17 protein-coding genes are annotated in these 18,555 nt (G+C 65.3%); 3 read left to right on the top strand and 14 right to left on the bottom strand.

Translation table 11 applies throughout. From position 1 onward, the window contains the following. Positions 1 to 35: 35 nt before the first annotated feature. From sucD to mce, 5 genes are all read right to left on the bottom strand, one after another. Complete coding sequence (sucD, locus tag VHK65_05780; protein HVS05661.1) at positions 36 to 932, bottom strand: succinate--CoA ligase subunit alpha; 897 nt, start codon at positions 930 to 932, stop codon at positions 36 to 38. After that, a complete protein-coding gene (sucC, locus tag VHK65_05775) occupies positions 929 to 2,062 on the bottom strand; it encodes an ADP-forming succinate--CoA ligase subunit beta (protein ID HVS05660.1) in 1,134 nt (377 codons plus the stop codon). The genes sucD and sucC overlap by 4 nt, the downstream gene beginning before the upstream one ends. After that, the gene (locus VHK65_05770) at positions 2,059 to 3,555 is read right to left on the bottom strand and encodes an acyl-CoA carboxylase subunit beta (GenBank protein ID HVS05659.1); all 1,497 of its coding nucleotides are present in this window, start codon (positions 3,553 to 3,555) and stop codon (positions 2,059 to 2,061) included. Before VHK65_05770 ends, sucC begins: the two co-directional genes overlap by 4 nt. A gap of 87 nt (positions 3,556 to 3,642) precedes the next feature. Next, on the bottom strand, positions 3,643 to 5,244 hold the full coding sequence (locus tag VHK65_05765; GenBank protein HVS05658.1) for a methylmalonyl-CoA mutase family protein: 1,602 nt from the start codon (positions 5,242 to 5,244) through the stop codon (positions 3,643 to 3,645). Then, positions 5,225 to 5,641, bottom strand: coding sequence for a methylmalonyl-CoA epimerase (gene mce, locus VHK65_05760; protein ID HVS05657.1), 417 nt, complete (start codon positions 5,639 to 5,641; stop codon positions 5,225 to 5,227). The genes VHK65_05765 and mce overlap by 20 nt, the downstream gene beginning before the upstream one ends. 175 nt (positions 5,642 to 5,816) lie before the next feature. Between mce and VHK65_05755 the strand changes: the two genes are divergently transcribed. Beyond that, entirely contained in the window at positions 5,817 to 6,461 is a 645-nt protein-coding gene (locus VHK65_05755; protein HVS05656.1) for a CHAP domain-containing protein, read from the top strand. Here the strand turns inward: VHK65_05755 and VHK65_05750 are convergent. The 7 genes from VHK65_05750 to VHK65_05720 all read right to left on the bottom strand — a co-directional run bounded on the left by VHK65_05750 (position 6,458) and on the right by VHK65_05720 (position 15,370). After that, on the bottom strand, positions 6,458 to 8,158 hold the full coding sequence (locus VHK65_05750; protein ID HVS05655.1) for a hypothetical protein: 1,701 nt from the start codon (positions 8,156 to 8,158) through the stop codon (positions 6,458 to 6,460). The genes VHK65_05755 and VHK65_05750 overlap by 4 nt on opposite strands. A 66-nt stretch (positions 8,159 to 8,224) precedes the next feature. Continuing rightward, entirely contained in the window at positions 8,225 to 8,686 is a 462-nt protein-coding gene (locus VHK65_05745) for a hypothetical protein (protein ID HVS05654.1), read from the bottom strand. A 19-nt stretch (positions 8,687 to 8,705) separates the two neighbouring features. Further along, positions 8,706 to 9,956, bottom strand: coding sequence for a D-alanyl-D-alanine carboxypeptidase (locus VHK65_05740; GenBank protein HVS05653.1), 1,251 nt, complete (start codon positions 9,954 to 9,956; stop codon positions 8,706 to 8,708). A gap of 27 nt (positions 9,957 to 9,983) precedes the next feature. Next, positions 9,984 to 10,820 (bottom strand): ABC transporter permease, encoded by an 837-nt coding sequence (locus VHK65_05735; GenBank protein ID HVS05652.1) that lies wholly within the window; start codon positions 10,818 to 10,820, stop codon positions 9,984 to 9,986. Further along, positions 10,817 to 11,662: an ABC transporter ATP-binding protein gene (locus tag VHK65_05730; GenBank protein HVS05651.1), complete on the bottom strand. Its 846-nt coding sequence runs from the start codon at positions 11,660 to 11,662 to the stop codon at positions 10,817 to 10,819. The genes VHK65_05735 and VHK65_05730 overlap by 4 nt, the downstream gene beginning before the upstream one ends. A 218-nt stretch (positions 11,663 to 11,880) precedes the next feature. Beyond that, on the bottom strand, positions 11,881 to 13,257 hold the full coding sequence (locus VHK65_05725; GenBank protein ID HVS05650.1) for a glycosyltransferase family 39 protein: 1,377 nt from the start codon (positions 13,255 to 13,257) through the stop codon (positions 11,881 to 11,883). Between the two features lie 109 nt (positions 13,258 to 13,366). Then, the gene (locus VHK65_05720; GenBank protein ID HVS05649.1) at positions 13,367 to 15,370 is read right to left on the bottom strand and encodes a (Fe-S)-binding protein; all 2,004 of its coding nucleotides are present in this window, start codon (positions 15,368 to 15,370) and stop codon (positions 13,367 to 13,369) included. A gap of 21 nt (positions 15,371 to 15,391) precedes the next feature. Here VHK65_05720 and coaE point away from each other — a divergent pair, with 21 nt between their 5' ends. Next, positions 15,392 to 15,988 carry a dephospho-CoA kinase gene (gene coaE / locus VHK65_05715; GenBank protein ID HVS05648.1) on the top strand — a complete coding sequence of 199 codons (597 nt, stop codon included), beginning with the start codon at positions 15,392 to 15,394 and terminating at the stop codon, positions 15,986 to 15,988. 2 nt (positions 15,989 to 15,990) lie between these two features. Here the strand turns inward: coaE and VHK65_05710 are convergent, their stop codons facing one another. Together VHK65_05710 and VHK65_05705 are read right to left on the bottom strand one after the other, a co-directional pair. Continuing rightward, positions 15,991 to 16,401: a hypothetical protein gene (locus VHK65_05710; protein ID HVS05647.1), complete on the bottom strand. Its 411-nt coding sequence runs from the start codon at positions 16,399 to 16,401 to the stop codon at positions 15,991 to 15,993. Between the two features lie 122 nt (positions 16,402 to 16,523). Next, the gene (locus tag VHK65_05705) at positions 16,524 to 17,267 is read right to left on the bottom strand and encodes a hypothetical protein (GenBank protein HVS05646.1); all 744 of its coding nucleotides are present in this window, start codon (positions 17,265 to 17,267) and stop codon (positions 16,524 to 16,526) included. Positions 17,268 to 17,453: 186 nt separating this feature from the next. Here VHK65_05705 and VHK65_05700 point away from each other — a divergent pair, with 186 nt between their 5' ends. Next, positions 17,454 to 18,536 (top strand): TIGR03118 family protein, encoded by a 1,083-nt coding sequence (locus VHK65_05700; GenBank protein HVS05645.1) that lies wholly within the window; start codon positions 17,454 to 17,456, stop codon positions 18,534 to 18,536. Positions 18,537 to 18,555 lie beyond the last annotated feature (19 nt).

Raw genomic sequence — 18,555 nt, 5'->3', positions numbered from 1 at the left:
GGCCGCCGGTTGAGGCCCGTTTCGCCGCCGGCGGCTTAGCGGTGCGCGGCGCTTGACGGTTGGCCCACGGCGGCCCCGGCGGCCGCCACCACCTCCTCAATGGTGTCGCACACCTGCGCACCCGCCCGCTTCAAGGCCTGCAGCTTCGAGGCCGCGGTGCCGGTGTTTCCGGAGATGATGGCGCCGGCGTGACCCATGCGCTTTCCTGGTGGAGCGGTGCGCCCGCTGATGAAGCCGATGACCGGTTTTCCGAAACCCTGGCCGATCACTTGCTCGGCCGCGGCCTCCTCATCGCTGCCGCCGATCTCGCCGATCACCACGACGGCGCGCGTTGCGGGATCATCCTTGAAGAGCCGCAGCACCTCGGTGAAGGAGAGTCCGAGGATTGGATCGCCGCCAATCCCCACCGAGGTGGTCTGCCCCACGCCCGCCTGGCTCAGCCCCTGGATGACTTCATAGGTCAGCGTTCCGCTGCGTGAGACGATGCCGACGGATCCCACGCTGGTGATGTGGTTGGGGATGATGCCGACCTTCGCCTCACCGGACGTTGCCAGTCCGGGGCAGTTCGGTCCTATGAGCTTCACGCCGGCATCTGCCACAAAGGCGCGCGCGCGGACCATGTCATAGAGCGGAATGCCCTCCGTAATGCAGACGATCAGCCCGACGCCGGCAGCGGCGGCCTCCATGATGGCGTCTGCCGCGAAGGGTGCCGGCACGAAGATGCCGGTGACGTCGGCCCCGGTCTCGAGCTTGGCCTCCGCGACGGTATCAAACACCGGGATGCCGAGATGCGTGGTCCCACCCTTGCCCGGGCTCACACCAGCGACGACATTGGTCCCGTATGCCTTCATCTGCTCGGTATGAAAGCTGCCTTCGCGACCGGTCAGGCCCTGCACGATGACGCGGCTCTCGCGCGTGAGGAGAATGCTCATGCCGCGGACCCCCTCGACAGCTCGACGATCCTCCGGGCGGCGGCCGTCGCACTGACCGCCGGCGTAATGCCCGCCTCCTCGAGGAGGCGGCGGCCTTCCTCTTCGCGCGTGCCGGTCATGCGCACAACGAGCGGCAAGGTGAGGCGGAGATCGCGCGTGGCATCGATGATGCCGTGGGCCACCTCGTCGCCGCGGGTGATGCCACCGAAGATGTTGATCAGGATGCCTTTGACCTGGGGGTCGCTCGCCAGCAATTCCAGCGCGCTGTGCACCACCTCGGCCTTCGCCCCGCCCCCGATGTCGAGGAAGTTGGCGGCCCGGCCGCCTTCGCGCTGCACCAGGTCGAGCGTGTTCATCACCAGCCCGGCGCCGTTGCCGATGACGCCAATGGAGCCGTCGAGACGCACGTAGGTGAGCTTGCGCCGTTTGGCCTCGGCTTCCAGCGGATCCTCCTCAGTGTCATCGGCCCCGTGCAGGTCTTTGTGACGGAACATCGCATTCTCGTCGATCTCGAGCTTGCCATCTGCCGCCACCAGGCCTCCATCGCGCGTGAGCGCCAGCGGGTTGATTTCGATTGTGAGCGCGTCATAGGTCCGGGCCAGCGCGTACAGCTTCACGACCAGCGGCGTTAGCTGGGCCTGCAGCGGACCGAGCCCGGCCCGAAAGATGAGGTCGCGTACCTCAAACGGTAATGGCCCCCGCCACGGGTCCGGATGGAGCTTGGCGATCGCCTCGGGATGGGTCTCGGCCACCTCTTCGATCTCCATGCCACCCTGGGCGCTGAGAATCAGCACCGGCTTGCGGGCATCGCGATCGAGCGTCAGTCCCAGGTAGAGCTCGCGGGTGATCTCCTGTGCGGTCTCGCACAAGACCTCCTTGACGATGTAGCCCTTGATCGTCATGCCCAGGATCTCGCCGGCGACGCGCTTGGCGTCGGCCGGTGTGCTGGCGAGCTTGATCCCTCCCGCCTTTCCGCGTCCCCCGACGGGGACCTGCGCCTTGACGGCGATCGGGCCGAGCGCGCCAGCGGCGAGCGCCGCCTCGTCAGCGGTGCGGACCACGCGACCGTCGGGCACGGGAACCCCGGCGGCCCGGAAACGCTCCTTTACCTGGTACTCGAGGAATTTCATAGCGGGATGTTTCCGTGACGGCGGTGCGGCCGCTCCACCTGCTTGTCCTTGAGCAGGTGGAGTGACCGGATCAATGTGGGTCGCGTGTCCTGGGGCTCGATGACGTCATCGAGGAAGCCGCGCTCGGCGGCGATGTAGGGGTTGGCGAACTTTTCCTTGTAGTCGTCGACCAGCTGCTCTGCCTTCTTTGCCGGATCCTTGGCGGCCGCGATCTCCCGCTTGAAGATGATGTTGACCGCGGCCTGGGGTCCCATCACCGCGATCTCCGCCGCCGGCCAGGCGTAGTTGAAATCGCCGCCGATGTGCTTCGACGACATGACGTCGTAGGCGCCGCCATAGGCCTTGCGGGTGATCACGGTGAGCTTCGGCACCGTCGCCTCGGCAAAGGCGTAGAGCAGCTTGGCGCCATGCCGAATGATGCCGTTGTACTCCTGGGCCGTTCCCGGGAGGAAGCCCGGCACGTCGACGAAGGTGACGAGCGGGGTGTTGAAGGCGTCGCAGAAGCGGACGAAGCGCGCGCCCTTGACGGAGGCATTGATGTCGAGCGCGCCGGCGAGGATGCGCGGCTGGTTGCCGACGATCCCGACCACTTCCCCATCGAGCCGCGCAAAGCCGATCACGAGGTTCTGGGCAAAGTGCTCCTGGACCTCCATGAAGCTGCCCTGATCAACCACCGCCGTGATCGCCGCCTTCATGTCATAGGGCTGATTCGGGTTTTCCGGAATGAGCGACTGCAGCATCCGGTCACGCCGCTGCGGATCATCCGCCGGCGTCGTGGCGGGCGGCCGCTCGCGATTGCTTCCCGGCAGGTAAGAGAGCAGCCGGCGGACGCTGCTGAAGGCCTCGTTCTCGGACTCGTCCAGGAAGTGCGCGACCCCACTCTTGATGTTGTGAACCTCGGCGCCACCAAGCTCGTCGAAGCCGACCGTCTCGCCGGTCGTCACCCGGACCACTTCGGGCCCGGTGATGAACATGTAGCCAAGGTGCTCGACCATGAAGACGAAATCCGTGATCGCGGGCGAGTAGACGGCGCCCCCGGTGCAGGGTCCGGCAATCACCGAGATCTGCGGCACCACGCCGGACGACTGGACGTTGCGGAGGAAGATGTCCGCATAGCCGGCCAGGCTGACGACCCCTTCCTGGATGCGCGCACCGCCAGAGTCGTTGATGCCGACGCAGGGCCGGCCGGCGCGGACGGCGAGGTCCATGACCTTGCAGACCTTTTCGGCGAACACCTCGCCCAGCGAGCCACCGAAGACGCTCGCGTCGTGCGAGAAGATGAACAGCTCCCGGCCGTCGACCGCCCCGTAGCCGGTGACGACGCCGTCGCCGGCGATCTTCTTCTCCCCCATTCCGAAGGCTTCGGTGCGATGGACGGCGAAGGCGTCGAGCTCGGTGAACGTCCCCGGGTCGACCAGCAGCTCGATTCGCTCGCGGGCGGTCAGCTTCCCTTTCGGGTGCTGCTTATCATCCGGGTCGCCGCCGCGATGCATGGCGTCATATTTCCGCTTGCGAAGGACGTTGATCTGGCGCTCGGAGGGTGAGGGCGTGGCGTCCTTTGGAGCTCGCGTGGCCATAACTTAGCTGCGCGACCCCGGCCGGTACTCACCGAACACGTCGCGCAGCACTCCGCACACCTCTCCTATGGTGGCATAGGCTCGAAACGCTTCCCGCATCGGCGGCAACAGGTTCTGTGTACCCTCCGCCGCCCGGCGTACCTCCTGGAGGCATGAATCGACCTTTCTGGCATCGCGCTCCGCGCGCAGCCGCGTCAGCGCCGCGATCTGCTCGCGCTCGTGCTGAGGGCTGATTTTGACGATCTCCACCACCTCGTCGTCGCCCTGGAAGCGGTTGACGCCGACCACCACGCGGCGCCCGGTTTCGACGGCCTGCTGAAACCGGTAGGCGCTTTCCTGGATGGCGTCCTGGGTGAACCCGGTCTCGATCGCCGCAATCGCGCCGCCGCGGCGGTCGACCTCGGCGATCAGGGCCATCGCCCCAGCATCCAGTTCGCGGGTGAGCGCCTCCACGAGGTAACTGCCGCCCATCGGGTCCGCGACACTCGCGACGTTGGTCTCGTGGGCGATGATCTGCTGGGTCCGCACCGAGAGGGTCGCGGCCATCTCCGACGGGAGCCCCAGCGCCTCGTCGAATGAGTTGGCATGCAGACTCTGCGTGCCGCCCAGCACCGCGCTCATCGCCTGCAGCGCCACCCGAACGATGTTGTTGTGCGGCTGCTGCGCCGTCAGCGTGCTGCCCCCCGTCTGGGTGTGGAAGCGGAGCGTCTGCGCCCGCGCGTCGTTGACGCCGTACCGCTCCTTCATCAGGCGCGCCCACAGCCGGCGGGCGGCCCGGAACTTCGCCACTTCTTCGAAGAAATCGGAGAAGACGGCGAAGAAGAAGGAGAGGCGCGGCGCAAAGTCCACGACCGCCAGCCCCGCGGCCCGGGCCGCGTCGACGTAGGCGACCGCATGCGCCATGGTGAACCCAAGCTCCTGGACCGCCGTCGCGCCCGCCTCGCGCAAGTGATAGCCGGAGATCGAGATCGTGTTCCAGTTGGGGAGCCGCTCCTTGCAATAGGCGAAGAGGTCTGTGGTGAGACGCATCGACGGACGCGGCGGAAAGACGTAGGTGCCTCGGGCGGCGTACTCCTTGAGGATGTCGTTCTGGACGGTGCCGTTCAGCCGGTTGCCCGGCATGCCCTGCTGCTCGGCGACGAGCTCGTAGAGAAGCAACAGGATCGCGGCCGGGGCATTGATCGTCATCGAGGTGCTGACTTTGTCCAGCGGGATCCCGTCGAGCAGCGTTTCCATGTCCTTGAGCGAGGAGATCGACACACCGACCTTGCCGACCTCGCCCCTCGCCATCGGCGCGTCGGCATCATGGCCGATCTGCGTCGGCAGATCGAAGGCGACCGAGAGCCCGGTCTGGCCTTGCTCGAGCAGATAGCGGAAGCGGCGGTTGGTCTCGGCGGCGCTCCCGAAGCCGGCGTACTGGCGAATCGTCCAGGGGCGGCGGCGATACATCTCGGGATAGATGCCACGGGTGAAGGGGTACTGCCCCGGCGGCGGTGCCTCCGGCCCGGCGTCGGCCGCCTGGTAGACCGGCTTGAGCGGCAGGCCGCTGTCGGTAACGGGCTCGGACGGTTGTTCGGAGGCGGGCTTAGGTGCCGGTCTGGCCATCCGCTTCCACGAACTCGGTCAGAACTCCGCAGACGCTCTTCGGATGGACGAACCCGATCCGGGTGCCGTGGGCCCCCGGCCGCGCCTCGGCATCGAGCAGCTGGGCGCCGCCGCTGGCCGCCTGCTCGAGGGAAGCCCCGACATCGTCGGTTGCGTAGGCGACGTGGTGAACGGCTTCGCCCCGATTCTGAAGGAACTTTTCCACACTCGAGTCCGGATTGAGCGGCATGATCAGCTCGATCCGGCTCTCCCCGATCGGGATCATCGCGACCTCGATGCCCTCGCGCTCGAGCCGCTCGCGTCCCGTCGAGCGTAATCCCAGGCGGCGCTCGTAGATCCGAATCGCCTCGTCGAGATCACGGACGGCGATCCCGACATGGTCGATCCGGCTCAGCATGGCGTTGATTCTAAGCCGCGTGATTTCCTGGCCAGCTTGACAAGTCATGGACCCTTTGTAGTAAGGTTTGCCACGGCTAGTTACGTAACGGTCCGACTCCCTCTCTTTACTCGGCGTCCTCTACGGCCAGGCGTAGGCGGCGCATCTGATCCAACTGAGGGAAGGAGGTTGGACCGTGAATCGCACCGTTGGTGTGACCTTGCGTCTAACGGTCGGGGGAGGAGCGATCTTCGCATTTGGCTTCGGCGCGCTGGCGTCCCTGCCGCAACGGCCGATCACGGCCGCCGCCGCCGCCACGTTGGTCCCGCTTTCGACGCCCATCGAACAGATGGACCTACCCAGGCCGCACCAGGCTCGCGCGGCCGTCATGATCTATGTCCTCGCCACACCGGAGGCAACCCAAGTCGTCACGACCCAGCAGCGGGCGCCGCTGGCCGCGCGGCCAATGGGGAGCGCCCACCAAGCACCGGCGGTGCGTCCCGTCTCGGGTGGCGGCAATGGCTTTAGCTATGGCTATTGCACCTGGTGGGTGGCGCACAAGCGCACCATCCCCTGGCGGGGAAATGGCTACGAGTGGTGGTGGAACGCACGGGCGTTCGGCTTCGTCGAGGGACCCACACCGCGGGCCGGCGCCGTCATGGTGATGGGCATCAGCGGCACGTCGCCGCAGGGCCACGTGGGCTATGTCGAGTCGGTCAACCCCGACGGCTCATTCGTGGTCTCGGAGATGAACTGGTGGGGCGTTCCGGGTGGTGGCTGGAACCGCGTCGACTACCGAACGGTGACCTCGATGCGTGGCGTCCTGGGCTTCATCTACTAGACGCGACGGACACGGGCCGCTGACAGGCGGGAATAGAGCCGGTACGTGAGGTAGAGTCCCCAGACGCCGAGCGAAATCGTGAGGGCATGCGCCCCGGGCTCCGTGGTGGGCCAAAGGTAGCCTCCCAGCCCGACCAGGACCCAGATGCCCGCCGTGGCGGCCGCGAAGTAATCGGTCGCGAATTTGTAAACAGGCTCACGAACCAGGACCTCAGGATCCGGGCTCGGTCGCTTGCCCATTGTCACGAGTTTCTCTTTTGGGACGTGGCGGTCGATCCAGCGAACCAGTTGCTCGCCGTCGTGCCAGTCCCGGGGGCAGATGTGAAGCCGGAAGCCATCGTTGCCGTGGAGAGTCCGGCTTCCATCGGTCCATTGCAACATCGCCGCGCAGTGATCAAACCAAACGGTGACCTGGCGGCTTGCATCCATGGCAAGGGTGACACCCTCATCCCCGACGCTCAACCGCATGTCTCGTCCGACAGTGCTGAGGCCGAGTCGCAGGCCAACCGTCACACCTGTCAGGCGTTCACTGCTCCAGATCGGAACTGGCGTAAAGCGTGCGGGTGAGAGCTTGAATTCCGACGGCGCCATCACCAGCAGCGTTTGCATGGCCTGGGCCATCGCCTGGCGGCCAGCCTCAGGGGTGAGCGCTCGATTCTCCGCCTTCAAGCGGGCTGGCGTATAGAGCGGCGAGCCAAGTAGCTCGTTGGAGGCCGAGCTGTCCAGCCATTGAAGGACCGACTCCGCCTCGTCCTCCGAGCGCTCGAATTCATCCAGGCTGCGGTCGAGTTCCTCCTGCCGGGGTCCGGTTTCCGCCAGCCCGTCCAGAATCTTGAGCAGTTCGATGCCGACCCGGTCGACGTTCTCCGGGAGTGCGTCGGCCCAGAGTGCGAAATGAGCCCAATCCTTGTCGAGGGGCTGATAGGACAACTGCACGGAATAACTGACGCCACCCTCGCGCAGTTGTGTGTGGGCCCGCCGTCGAGCGACCTGTGCCATGATCCCCAATGCGGTCGATCGCTCGCCGGTCATCGATACTCCGACGCCGGCCGCTGATTGGGCCACCGATGCCGGCAAGCGGACCGCGGCCGCCGGCAAGCCTTTCCCAAGAATCCGTGAGCCCGAAGGAAGGCCGATGCGCAAGTCGGCGGGCAGCGGGCCATTGACCCACAAGGCGGCGTTCTCGGCCGTGAACCGCGTCCGTGCCCACTCCTGAATCTCTTCGGGATCTGGGCTGCAGAGCCCGAATTGATCGAGCCCGGCGAGGCCCCACCCACTGGAGCCGTATCGATAATTGAGCATCGCTTGCAGCCAGCCGGTCGGCCCACGTGTGGCCTCGGTTCGGAGCACGCCGGCTTCAGCAACCAGTCGTTCACGCGGAAGGTCGGCGAGCCTGCTGACGACCCGCTCCATGAACTCGACGATCTCACCCGCGCGGCCAGCCACGTAGAAGCGGGTGAACAGGCCGTCGACCATCCCGTTGTACTTATAGGGTTGTTCGCCCAGACCCTCCAGGGCGAGGTGCTCGACCAGGTGCGTGATGCCATGTCGGCTCAGGCTCTCGTCGGCCATTCCGATGCGGAAGATCAGGCAGGCCCGGAGTGGCATGGGTCCCGAGGGAGCGACGAAGGTCGGAATGCCATCCAACCGGAGCGCCTGAATGGCCAGACTCGGATTCGGCTCCGGCAGGGAAGCCATCACCGAGGGAAACGTGGCGCCCGGACGAAGTGTGCGGCAGCCGGCCTCCTAGGGAATCAGGCCACGTCAGGTTGCCTTCAAGCGCCTGAGGTGGGCGAGGATCTTCTCGATCTCGGCATCCTGTGCCACGAGATGGTCCTGGATCTGCAACGCGGTGTGCAGCACCGCGTCGGCATCCTCAAAGGTGGCCTCGGCCCGTTTGTCGCTGGCGGCGGCGAGCACGTTCTGGCCGACGATGATGATGCTCAGCAGCACTAGCTGCAGAAATGTCTGGCTTATCCAGGAGACGATGAGGACTGGGTTCCCCGACGCTATCGCGGCGGGCAGCGAGATGAGCGCCAGCGCCGCGAAAGCGTAGGCGCACCACATTGTGCCGACGCCGTTGGTCACCTTGACCGCCAACCAGGTGTTGAAGCGCGTGATCGGGCCGGCCGCGCCTTTCGCCATGAGGTCGCTGACTTTGACGGGTCGTTGCTTTTTGCGCGCTTCGATCCGGGGGTGCAGTACGGGCGTATAGATTTTTGACATGCCGATAAGCATCGCAGGTCTACTGGAACAGTCGATCGAGTCGGACCCGGGTGAGACGCCAGACGGAGTCTGGCTGGAAGATGGGTTCGGTCGTCTTGAGCGGAAGTTGGGTTCGCTGCTCGCCAAGCTCGAGCGTCAAGGTTCCAACGCGAGAACCCGAAGGCAATGGAGCTCTGACCCTGATTATGTCGGTGCGCTGGCGGAGCACCATGCCGTCGTAGGCGATCCAATTCACGTCCTGTTCGGCGAACACAGTGGCGGAGTCGCCCCAGGGCGCCGCGTATTCGGCGATCACCTGATTTGTCGAAAGAACCGACCGATAATGAAGAGCGGAGCCGACAGCCTGCACCAGGCTCGTCGCCGATGTAAAGGCGTCATCGAGCGTGGGCAGTCCCAAGATGGCACCGAATAGCCGCGCCGGCTGACCATCCGCTCGGACATCGGCGGCAAAGACGAAGCACGCGCCCGCCGCCCCGCTCGAGCCTGTCTTGACCCCGACAATACCGTCCTGTCCGACCACGGCATCGACGTTGAAAACGCGACCCGCGACGGGCAGGGTCGCCTCCGGCTGGGCCACGATCTCGGCGAACACGGGGTCTTGCAGCGCCGCTTCGGCGAGCGCGATCAGTTCCTCTGGTGTGCCAACGGACTGTGGAGAAAGGCCACTCGCATCCACGTAATGTGTGTGGAGCAGCTGGAGGGTGGCCGCCCGTGCGTTCATCTTGTCGACAAACGCTCCGACCGAGCCGGCGTCCCAAGCGGCGAGAAGCTCGGCGATGTTGTTGCCAGACGGGACAAGCAAGGCCTGTAAGGCCTGGTATTCGCTGAGCTTTTCCCCGGCGGCGACGGGAAAAACGGACTGTCCCTGATTCTTCTCAGCCACATAGGTCGCAACGTCGGCAGCGCTGACCGGGACCGTTGGGCCTTGCTCTGTGAGTCTCAGCGGACGATCTGCCAGGACAACCAGGGCGGTCATGACCTTGGCCGTGCTTGCTAGCGGGAGTGAAGTTTGCGGACCATGGGTGCCAATCGTGCCGAGCCCAGTCACCGCCACGGCGGCGCTACCGGTCGTCGGCCACGGCAGCGGTGGCGGGACCGCGCCGAGGCGGCTTGTCGCGGGAAGGAACGTTGTCGCCGCGATGTCGGGCAGTGGCCGCAGCAGCTGGAAGGCGATGAGCCCGATAACGAGCGCCGGCGCGAGGGCAAGGGCGAGGGTGATCGCGAGATTCCGCCGTTGTTGCGCTCCAAGCCAGACGGCTAGCCCCTTCACCGCAATCGAATGATCGCAGGAATAGGGTTAGCCGCTTCGCTTCAACAGCCCCAGCCGTTTGGCGCGGATCTCCGCTCGCCGGAAGAAGAAAACGGAGGAGGGAACCAGGATGACGCCCATCAGCACCAAGATGCCGATGTCGGGCAGCGCCCCGGCCAGCGAGAGCCCGTGGAGCAGCGACTCGCGGACCCCGTCCAGCGTGTAGGTCAGCGGCGAGAGGAGGCCCCCCAGACGCAGGGGCACCGGTAGCACCGTGATCGGGTAGTAGACGCCGGAGATGAGCAGCAGTACGCCCTGGACCGCAAACGCCATCTGCTCGCCCTTCTCCGGCGACAGGAGCGGCAGGATCGAGGTGAAGATCCCCAGGCCCAGCAGCGGCAGCGTCGCGGCCGCGCAGATCGCTAGCGCCGTCAGCCAGTTGGCATGCGACAGGTCGATCTTGAACAGAAAGAGCAGCGCGACGCCGATCACCGCCGTCCGGGCCATCCCGTAGAGCAGCGAGGCGGCGGAGACACCCAGCAGGTGGGTCAGCCGCTTGATCGGTGCCATGAACGTGTACTCGATCGTTCCCTCCCACCGTTCCCAGGTAATGGCGAAGGAGATTTCGAAGAACACGAGCGAAAGGTAGGTCCAGAGCAGCGCCCCCACCAGCAGGTAGAGCTGCGTCTGATGCAGGTTCGCCTGCCCCTGCTCCAGACCAAGCGTCGACAGCCCCGCCGCGAGGTAGCCGATGCTGAGCACACTGACCAGGTTGTAGAGCAGCCAAACCGCCTCCCACGCCCAGTAGCGGCGGTAGAGGTTCTTCTGCCTCTCGATAAAGCCGACGAACGCGTTGAGCTCCCAGCGAAGCGCATTTCCGGTCATTCTTCCTTCTCCTCTTCGTCTTCCTCGAGCCGCTTGCCGGTCAGCGCCATGAAGGCATCCTCCAGGCTGCCGTCGGCCTTGCCGGCATGCATGCGAATCAGCTCGGCGGGGGTGCCGTCCGCCAGCACCCGGCCCTGGTCGATGACGACGACGCGGTCGCAGAGCACCTCCGCTTCCTGCAGGTCGTGAGTACAGAGCAGGACGGTGGCCGCGCGATCCCGCCGGATCGATCGCACCAGTTCCTGGACCTCACGCTTGGACCGAGGATCCAGCCCGGTGGTCGGCTCGTCCATCAGCAGCAGCGACGGAGTTGTCAGGAAGCTGCGCGCAATGGCGACCTTCTGCTGCTGGCCACGCGAGAGCTGCTTCATCGGCTTGTCGAGTGTGTCGAGCGGCAGTCCGAGCCGCTCCAACATCGCCTCCACCCGGGCCCGCGTGCCCTCGCCGCCGCTGCCGTAGAGGCGCGCGGCGTAGAGCATGTTCTCCCAGGGGCTCATCTCCTTGAAGAAGGAGGCCTCGACCGAGACACGGTTGATGTGGCGGCGCACGGCGTCCGGCTGCGACACCACGTCGTAACCGAAGACTGACGCAGTCCCCTCATCGGGGGTGAGCAGCGTGGCCAGGATCCGGATCAGCGTCGACTTCCCGCTTCCGTTGGCGCCCAGGATGCCTGTGATCCGGCCGGCCGGAACATGCAAGGACACATTGTCGAGCGCCAGCTTCGGCTTTTTCGCCTTGCGCCATGGCATCAGCCGATGCGGACGGCTGGCCTCGCCGAAGCGCTTCGAGATGCCCTCGACCTCGACCGCCGCCGTATTCAATTCGCTTTTGTGGATCGCCATGATCTCAACTCCTCGATGAATTGCGATAAACAACAAAAAACCGTGGGCCTCTGGGCCGCACGGTCGAAAGCGCTCGAGTCGGGATCTAAATTACTTGGCTTTCAATACTGTGAGGCCCGTGGGCAGGCTCCGCCCCTGAAGGTCGTGGGGGTGCCTGTGAGATAGCGGTGCCTCATAGCCTCCGTACAGTACCGCACTCAGCAACCGAAGTCAATCGATCAAGAGAAGTTGCGAAGCTGTCGCCAGATCTTTGGGACGGGAGCCTTGAGATGGCAGAAGGTAACCGGTGCGCCTTGCTCCAGACCCTTGACGTTGTACGGCACGGTGAGGTGTGCGATGAGCGTTGGTGACGTACACATCCACCCCACGTCGGACGGTTGGTAATCCACCATGAGCGCGTCAATGGCCGTGAGGTTGTTCGGTAGCCAGTAGAAGTCACTGAGCTGTGGACTGACGACGGGGGGAAGGACCTTGGGATCGCCATAGATCTGGAGCGCTCCCGGAACGCCGTAGTAGGCCGAGATGATGACCGTGTTGCTGCGCTCGGATGCAGGGAGATCGCGATAGATCTTGGTCACCTGGTTCGCGATGTCGGCCCACCCCACGCTGTCGGCAAAGACCGGGTTCTTGGAATCGAGACCGGCGGCGTGAAGCCGATCTGGCGGCGTGACCGGGACTACGAGCTGAAAGAACGTGGCGAATTCGAGCAGGCTCGCCACGACGACAGCGATCTCGAGGCCGGAGCGAAGCCGTGGCCGCCTGATGTGGGAGACCGCCATCAGTCCTTGCGCCACCGCGATCGGAACCGTCCCGGCCGCGTAGTAGGACTTCCCGACGAAGAGGAAAAGGAGCAGCGGAACGGCACAGGCAATTCCGATTGGACGCAGCAGCCGACTGCGGAACAACGAAATCATGCCAGCGAGCCATAAAGGAAGAAGAAAGAAGAAGTACACGGCGATCTCGATGAGGTAAATGACGGGGCCGCCGCCGCTCCCTCCATGGTTGGTGATGTAGGTGAGCGAGGGGAAGCCCTCGACGACCTGCCAGACGAGATTTGGGGCCAAGATGAGGAGCGCGCTCGCGGCCGCGATCCAGGGGTATTTCGATCGCAGCTGCATCCGCAACGAGGGAGTCAGAAGGATCGCGATGGCGATGCCGAGGATGAGACCAACGACCGTGTACTTCACCTCGAGCCCGATCCCGAGCGTGATGCCCAGATAGATCCAGTACCGAGGCCGCCGGTCGAGAACGAGGCAGAGAAACCAGTAGAGGGCGACCATCCATGTCACCTGATCGAAGGTCACGGTCTGGAAGACCCAGTTCGAACCGAGCAGGTAAGGCGCCGCAATCGCCGTCAGCAGCGCCAGACCCTGGAGCCGCAGCGAACCGCCCAGCCGGCGGACATAGGCGCCGGAGAGGGCAACGAGAAAACCGCCCAGCAGCGACGGGAGCAGGCGGAGGGCCCAGGGAGTGACGCCGAGGAGTCCGGTCTCTAGCCGCGCGAGGAGTGGGACGACGGGCGGGAAGTCAACGTAGCCAAACGCCGGATGGCGACCGCAATCGAGGTAGTAAAGCTCATCGGTATGGAAGCCCAGCGTGCCATTGGTTGCAAGGTGAAGGGCAATGACGCCTAACGCTGCACCTCCAAAGAGAAGCGCAGCTGCAGGGCGGGGGTGCTGCTTGGCCAGCAGAGCGCTTGGACCCTCAGGCCTTCGGGATTACCCCGTCCATCGCGTCGGCCAAATATTGGGCGAGATCCTGCACCTGGAGCTGCGCCTGCGCGCTCTTCGCGGAAATCCCGTCACGGAACATCGTCAGGCAGAACGGACAGGCCGTCGCCACGCGCGGGGCTTGGGTCCGCAGCGTCTGCTCGACGCGCTCGTGGTTGATGCGCTTGCCGATCTTCTCCTCCATCCACATCCGGCCACCGCCGGCGCCACAGCAGAAGCCACGCTTGTGATGGCGTTCGATCTCGACGAGCTCGGCGCCCGGGATCGATTCGACGACCGCGCGGGGCGGGTCGTAGATGTCATTCCAGCGCCCGAGGTAGCAGGAGTCGTGGTAAGTGAACTTCCCGTCGATCGCCTTGCTGGGCTTGAGCCGGCCGTCTTTGATCAGGCTGGCCAGCAACTGGGTGTGATGGACGACTTCGTAGCTGCCGCCGAACTGGGGGAACTCGTTCTTGATGGTGTTGAAGCAGTGCGGACAGGTAGCGATCACTTTCCTCACCTTGACGGCGTTCATCGCCTCGATGTTCTGCTGCGCCTGGGTCTGGTAGAGGTACTCGTTGCCGATGCGCCGCGCCGGGTCGCCGTTGCAGGTCTCGCGCTGGCCAAGGATGGCAAAGTCGACGCCGGCCTTTTGCAATAAGCCGACGAAGGCTCGCGCCACCGCCCGGTTGGCCTCGTCGTAGGACGCGGCGCAGCCAACAAAGTACAGAAACTCCGCGTCCGGCTTTTCGTCGATGGTCTTGACGCCGAGGCCCTGCGCCCAGTCGGAGCGCTGGGCGCGCGGCAGGCCGTACGGGTTGCCCTGGGTCTCGATGCTGCGCAGGGCGCCCTGCGCCTCCTTGGGAAATTTGCTCTCCTCCAGCACGAGACTCCGGCGCATGTCGATGATCTTGGGCACGTGCTCGATCAACACCGGACATTCCTGCTGGCAGGCACCGCACGCCACGCAGGACCAGATCTCGTCCTCCTTGATCGCCTCGCCGATTAGTTTCTGCGTCTGTTGGGGCGCGCGACGTTGCTCGGGCGGCGCGTCCCGGACGGTCTTGAAAAGGTTCTCCCGGGCATCGACGATGATCATCTTGGGGTTGAGCGGCTTGCCGGTGAGGAAGGCCGGACATTGCTCCTGGCAGCGGCCGCACTCCGTGCAGGAGTAGAGATCCAGCAGGTTCTTCCACGACCACTGCGTGACCGCGCTGACGCCGTAGTGCTCGGCGTGCTCGAGATCGATCGGTGCGAGCGCCGCGCCCGCCTTGGGCGGCAGCTTGCGGAAGAACACGTTGGGGATGGCGACGATGATGTGCAGGTGCTTCGAGCTCGGGATGTAGACCAGGAAGGCCAGCACCGCGAGGACGTGCATCCAGTAGAAGACCTCGTGCGCCGGAATCGCCGCGCTGCCCTGCCAGCCGAAGCTTTCGAAGGCGCGCGCGATCAGCGAGGACACCGGACGCCAGGAAGCCGACGGGTCGCCGCCCTGCGCGACGCGGGCCGAGTTCTGGCCCAGCATCCCGACCATGATGGTGGCGATCAGCCCGAGGATGATCAGGGCGTCGATCTCGTTGCTCTCGTGGAACTGGCGCGGCCGGATGATCAGGCGGTTCACCAGCGCCATCAACACGCCCACCAGCACCAGGACGGCGAACACGTCCTGCAGGAAGGCGATCCAGGTCGTCCCGCCGATCACCGCCAGGCTGAAGCCCGGGAAGACGCCCTCGCCGAAGGCCTGGACAATGGCCGTGAGGAGCACGACGAACCCGTAAAAAATGAAAAGGTGAAGCGTGCCCGAGTAGAGGTTACGGAACATTCGAGTGTGAAGGCCGACGTAGCTCAGCACACCGCGAATGCGCTCGGGGACACGGTCAAGGCGGTTCTCGGTGGGACCCAGGCGCAAGATTCGATAGAGTTGGCGCGCCCGGATGGAGAAATAGGCGATCGCGGCGAGCAAGACGGCCAGCACGGCGATCGACTTGATCAGCGCCATCTCTGGTAATCGTACGGTCTCATGAAAGTCCTGGGCCTTACCGGGGGGATCGGTTCCGGCAAGTCGATGGTGGCGTCGATGTTCGCCCGACTCGGGGCCGACGTGATCGATGCCGATCACCTGGCTCGGGACGTCGTCGAACCGGGACAACCCGCGCTCGAGGAAATCGCGACGGCCTTCGGCCGGGACATTCTCTTGCCGGACGGGCGTCTCGACCGCGGCAAGCTCGCCCGGATCATCTTTGCGGACCCGGTCGCCCGCGGCAGGCTCAACGCCATTACGCACCCCCGCATCCAGGAACGAATGGCCGCTGAAATTTCGGCACGCGCCTCACGACCGGGTGTCCTGATCGCCGACATCCCGCTGCTCTACGAGAACGACCGGACCCGCACCGTCGAGGCAGTGATCGTCGTATGGGTCGATCCCGAGACGCAGCTGCGCCGCCTTCTCGAGCGGGACAGGCTCACCGAGGATGAAGCTCGCCAGCGGATCGCCGCCCAGATGCCGCTCGATGAGAAGGGGGCCCAGGCCGATGTTGTGATCGATAACAGCGGCAGTCGAGAGAGCACCCAGCGCCAGGTCGAGGCGATCTACCGGCGGTACGCCCGCCCGACGTAGGATCAGCCGGCCTTCCGGCGCCGCTCATGCTCGCGCCGCTCGTGCTCCTGCCGCTCGTGCTGGAGCTGTTCAGCGGCCTCGACCCGGGCTCGGAGTTCGATGTCGATCGGCTGCTTGACGCGGACGGTGAAGCGCGTCAGCCACACGACCGCCAGGCCGACCACGAACAGCACCGTGCCTGGCGCGGCATCCGAGAGCTTGCTCTGGACGCCGATGAATTCGCCAACCCAGCTGCTCGAGCCGGCCACGCCGTGGAAGAAGAGCAGGATGCCACCCACGATGCAGGCCAGCCCGAACACCAGGCCGGCGAGAGAATAGATCAGCTGCAGCACCGCCAGCCGACCCCAGAAGTGACGCTCCCTGGGATCCGGCGGCAACTCCAGCGCGGCCACGAAGAATTGGAGCCAGTTCACAGTCAGTGGCTCGCGATAAGCCACTCCTCCCGAGATCCAGCTTAGGCGCGCAACCCTACAACGACGAAGCGGGCAACCAGACCGTCGCCGGCTGGTGCCCGCCTCGTGGCGAAGTCGTTGCGCTAGATCGTTCCCGAGTAGTAAACCGCGGGCGATTGCGACTGGCTCGGCGTCGGTGTCGGTGTTGGCGTGCTCGGCGCCGAACCGCCCGGTGCGGTCTCGTCCTCCTGCTCTGGCTTCTGGGCCCGGGACTTCAGTCCCGGTAGTCCCGAACCGACTTTCGAGAGGATCGCATCGGCCTGCGGCTGCGTGAGCGTCCCGGCCTTGACAGCATTGTCGAGGACGCCCTTGGCCGCGTTCTTCATCGCCGCCTTGACCGCGCTGTCGCTGACCTTCTGTTGTGCCTCCAGCGCGCTCAGCGACTTCCCGGAGCGGAGCGCGTTCTGGAGGTCGGTCGGGCTCATGTGCAGCGCCGACGCGGCCGCGTTGAGCTCGGCGGTCATGAGACTGTTCATCAGGGTCCGATCAGCCTTGAACCCGCCGCCGCGGCGGCCAAAGCCACCAACCGCTCCGAGCCCCTGACCGGCATTGATGCGGGCCTTCATCGCATCCGCCTGCTGCTTGGTGATCTGGCCGTCGGCCAGCATCTGGTCGACGGTCTGCAGCTGGGCTTGCTTGAGCGCATCCTGTGTCTGAGTTGGCGTCAGGTGCAGGATCGCGGCCAGCTTGTCGACAAAGGTCTGGGCGTAGTTCTTCGAGGCGTTTGGCGACGCAGACGGGGACGGCGCGGCTTCAACGGCGGCGACGCCGATGATCACGGCAGCCAGGCCGGCCGCCGGCAGCACGACCCAACGATTCAGCTTCATACGTGACCTCTCCTTCCTAGGGGTTTGACGCCCCTCTATGGTGCCCAAGCCATATTAGAAGTCGGTGAGAGTGGGGCAAGAAGTCCGTAAAAATTCGACCGAAAGGGGCCGGCCGTAACGCCTTCCGTAACAGTCTAAGAAGGCTTAAACGCCCGCCAAACGGGGACTAGCAAGGAGGACTCGCCCATGCACGCACGGAGACTGCTGACCGCCGCGCTCAGCCTGGCGACCGGGCTGTCGATCGCCATACCAGGCGTCGCGGCCAACGCCGGGGATAGAGCCGAAGGCGCCTATCACCAGACCAATCTCGTGTCCGACCTCCCGGGAATGGCGGCGACCGTTGATCCCAACCTGGTCAACCCATGGGGAGTCTCGGCCAGCCCGACGAGCCCGATGTGGGTCTCGGACAACAACGCCGGTGTGGCAACGCTCTACAACGGCGCGGGAACGCCCGTGCCGCTCGTCGTCAAGATCCCGCAGCCCAGCGGGGCGGACGGCGGAGCCCCGACCGGGACGGTCTTCAACCCCTCGGCGAACTTCAAGGGTGATCGCTTCCTGTTCGCCACCGAGGACGGCACCATCGTCGGCTGGAACCCGGCTATCGACTTGCACAAGGGCATCGTCCGGCGCGACCGCTCGACCGTGGGGCTGGGCGCCGTGTACAAGGGCCTGGCGATTTCCGGCAACCACATCTACGCGACCAACTTCCGGTTCGGGACGATCGAGGTGTTCGACGCGAACTACAAACTCGTCACCGTGAGCGGGTCGTTCACGGACAAGCGGATCCCGGCAGGCTTTGCCCCCTTCAATATCCAGGAGCTGGGCGGCCGGCTGTATGTCACCTACGCCAAGCAGAAGCCGGACAAGCACGACGACCTCTCCGGCCCTGGCAACGGCTTCGTGAACGTGTTCGACCTGAACGGCCACCTGCTGCGCCGGCTGATCCGGCAGGGCGCCCTGAACTCGCCATGGGGCCTCGCCCTGGCACCGGAGAACTTCGGGCCGTTCAGCGAGGCGTTGCTGGTCGGCAACTTCGGCGACGGGCATATCAACGCCTACAGCCCGCGCTCAGGCCGGCTGATCGGAACGCTCCGGAATGAAGCCGGCGCACCGATCCAGATCGACGGTCTCTGGGGCATCCGCTTCGGCAACGGCAGCACCGGCGGCGGCGCGCTCGCGCCCACCAACACGCTGTACTTCGCCGCCGGTATCGGCGAGGAGCAGCACGGACTCTTCGGAACAATCACCAGCGTCGGCGAAGACGATTAACTGACGGCTCGGGCTGGGG

It is taken from the genome of Candidatus Dormiibacterota bacterium (assembly GCA_035544955.1).
GTDB lineage: Bacteria > Chloroflexota > Dormibacteria > CF-121 > CF-121 > CF-13.
The sequence above is the reverse complement of the archived record's forward strand: the minus strand, read 5'-3'. Positions and strand labels throughout refer to the sequence as shown.

Bases quoted from the DNA above. Each gene is read 5' to 3' on its own strand.
- coaE (HVS05648.1), top strand. From the start codon at position 15,392: ATGAAAGTCCTGGGCCTTACCGGGGGGATCGGTTCCGGCAAGTCGATG.
- VHK65_05745 (HVS05654.1), bottom strand. From the start codon at position 8,686: ATGTCAAAAATCTATACGCCCGTACTGCACCCCCGGATCGAAGCGCGC.
- VHK65_05770 (HVS05659.1), bottom strand. From the start codon at position 3,555: ATGCATCGCGGCGGCGACCCGGATGATAAGCAGCACCCGAAAGGGAAG.
- sucD (HVS05661.1), bottom strand. From the start codon at position 932: ATGAGCATTCTCCTCACGCGCGAGAGCCGCGTCATCGTGCAGGGCCTG.
- VHK65_05730 (HVS05651.1), bottom strand. From the start codon at position 11,662: ATGGCGATCCACAAAAGCGAATTGAATACGGCGGCGGTCGAGGTCGAG.
- sucC (HVS05660.1), bottom strand. From the start codon at position 2,062: ATGAAATTCCTCGAGTACCAGGTAAAGGAGCGTTTCCGGGCCGCCGGG.
- VHK65_05705 (HVS05646.1), bottom strand. From the start codon at position 17,267: ATGAAGCTGAATCGTTGGGTCGTGCTGCCGGCGGCCGGCCTGGCTGCC.
- VHK65_05750 (HVS05655.1), bottom strand. From the start codon at position 8,158: ATGGCTTCCCTGCCGGAGCCGAATCCGAGTCTGGCCATTCAGGCGCTC.
- VHK65_05735 (HVS05652.1), bottom strand. From the start codon at position 10,820: ATGACCGGAAATGCGCTTCGCTGGGAGCTCAACGCGTTCGTCGGCTTT.
- VHK65_05765 (HVS05658.1), bottom strand. From the start codon at position 5,244: ATGGCCAGACCGGCACCTAAGCCCGCCTCCGAACAACCGTCCGAGCCC.
- VHK65_05720 (HVS05649.1), bottom strand. From the start codon at position 15,370: ATGGCGCTGATCAAGTCGATCGCCGTGCTGGCCGTCTTGCTCGCCGCG.
- mce (HVS05657.1), bottom strand. From the start codon at position 5,641: ATGCTGAGCCGGATCGACCATGTCGGGATCGCCGTCCGTGATCTCGAC.
- VHK65_05700 (HVS05645.1), top strand. From the start codon at position 17,454: ATGCACGCACGGAGACTGCTGACCGCCGCGCTCAGCCTGGCGACCGGG.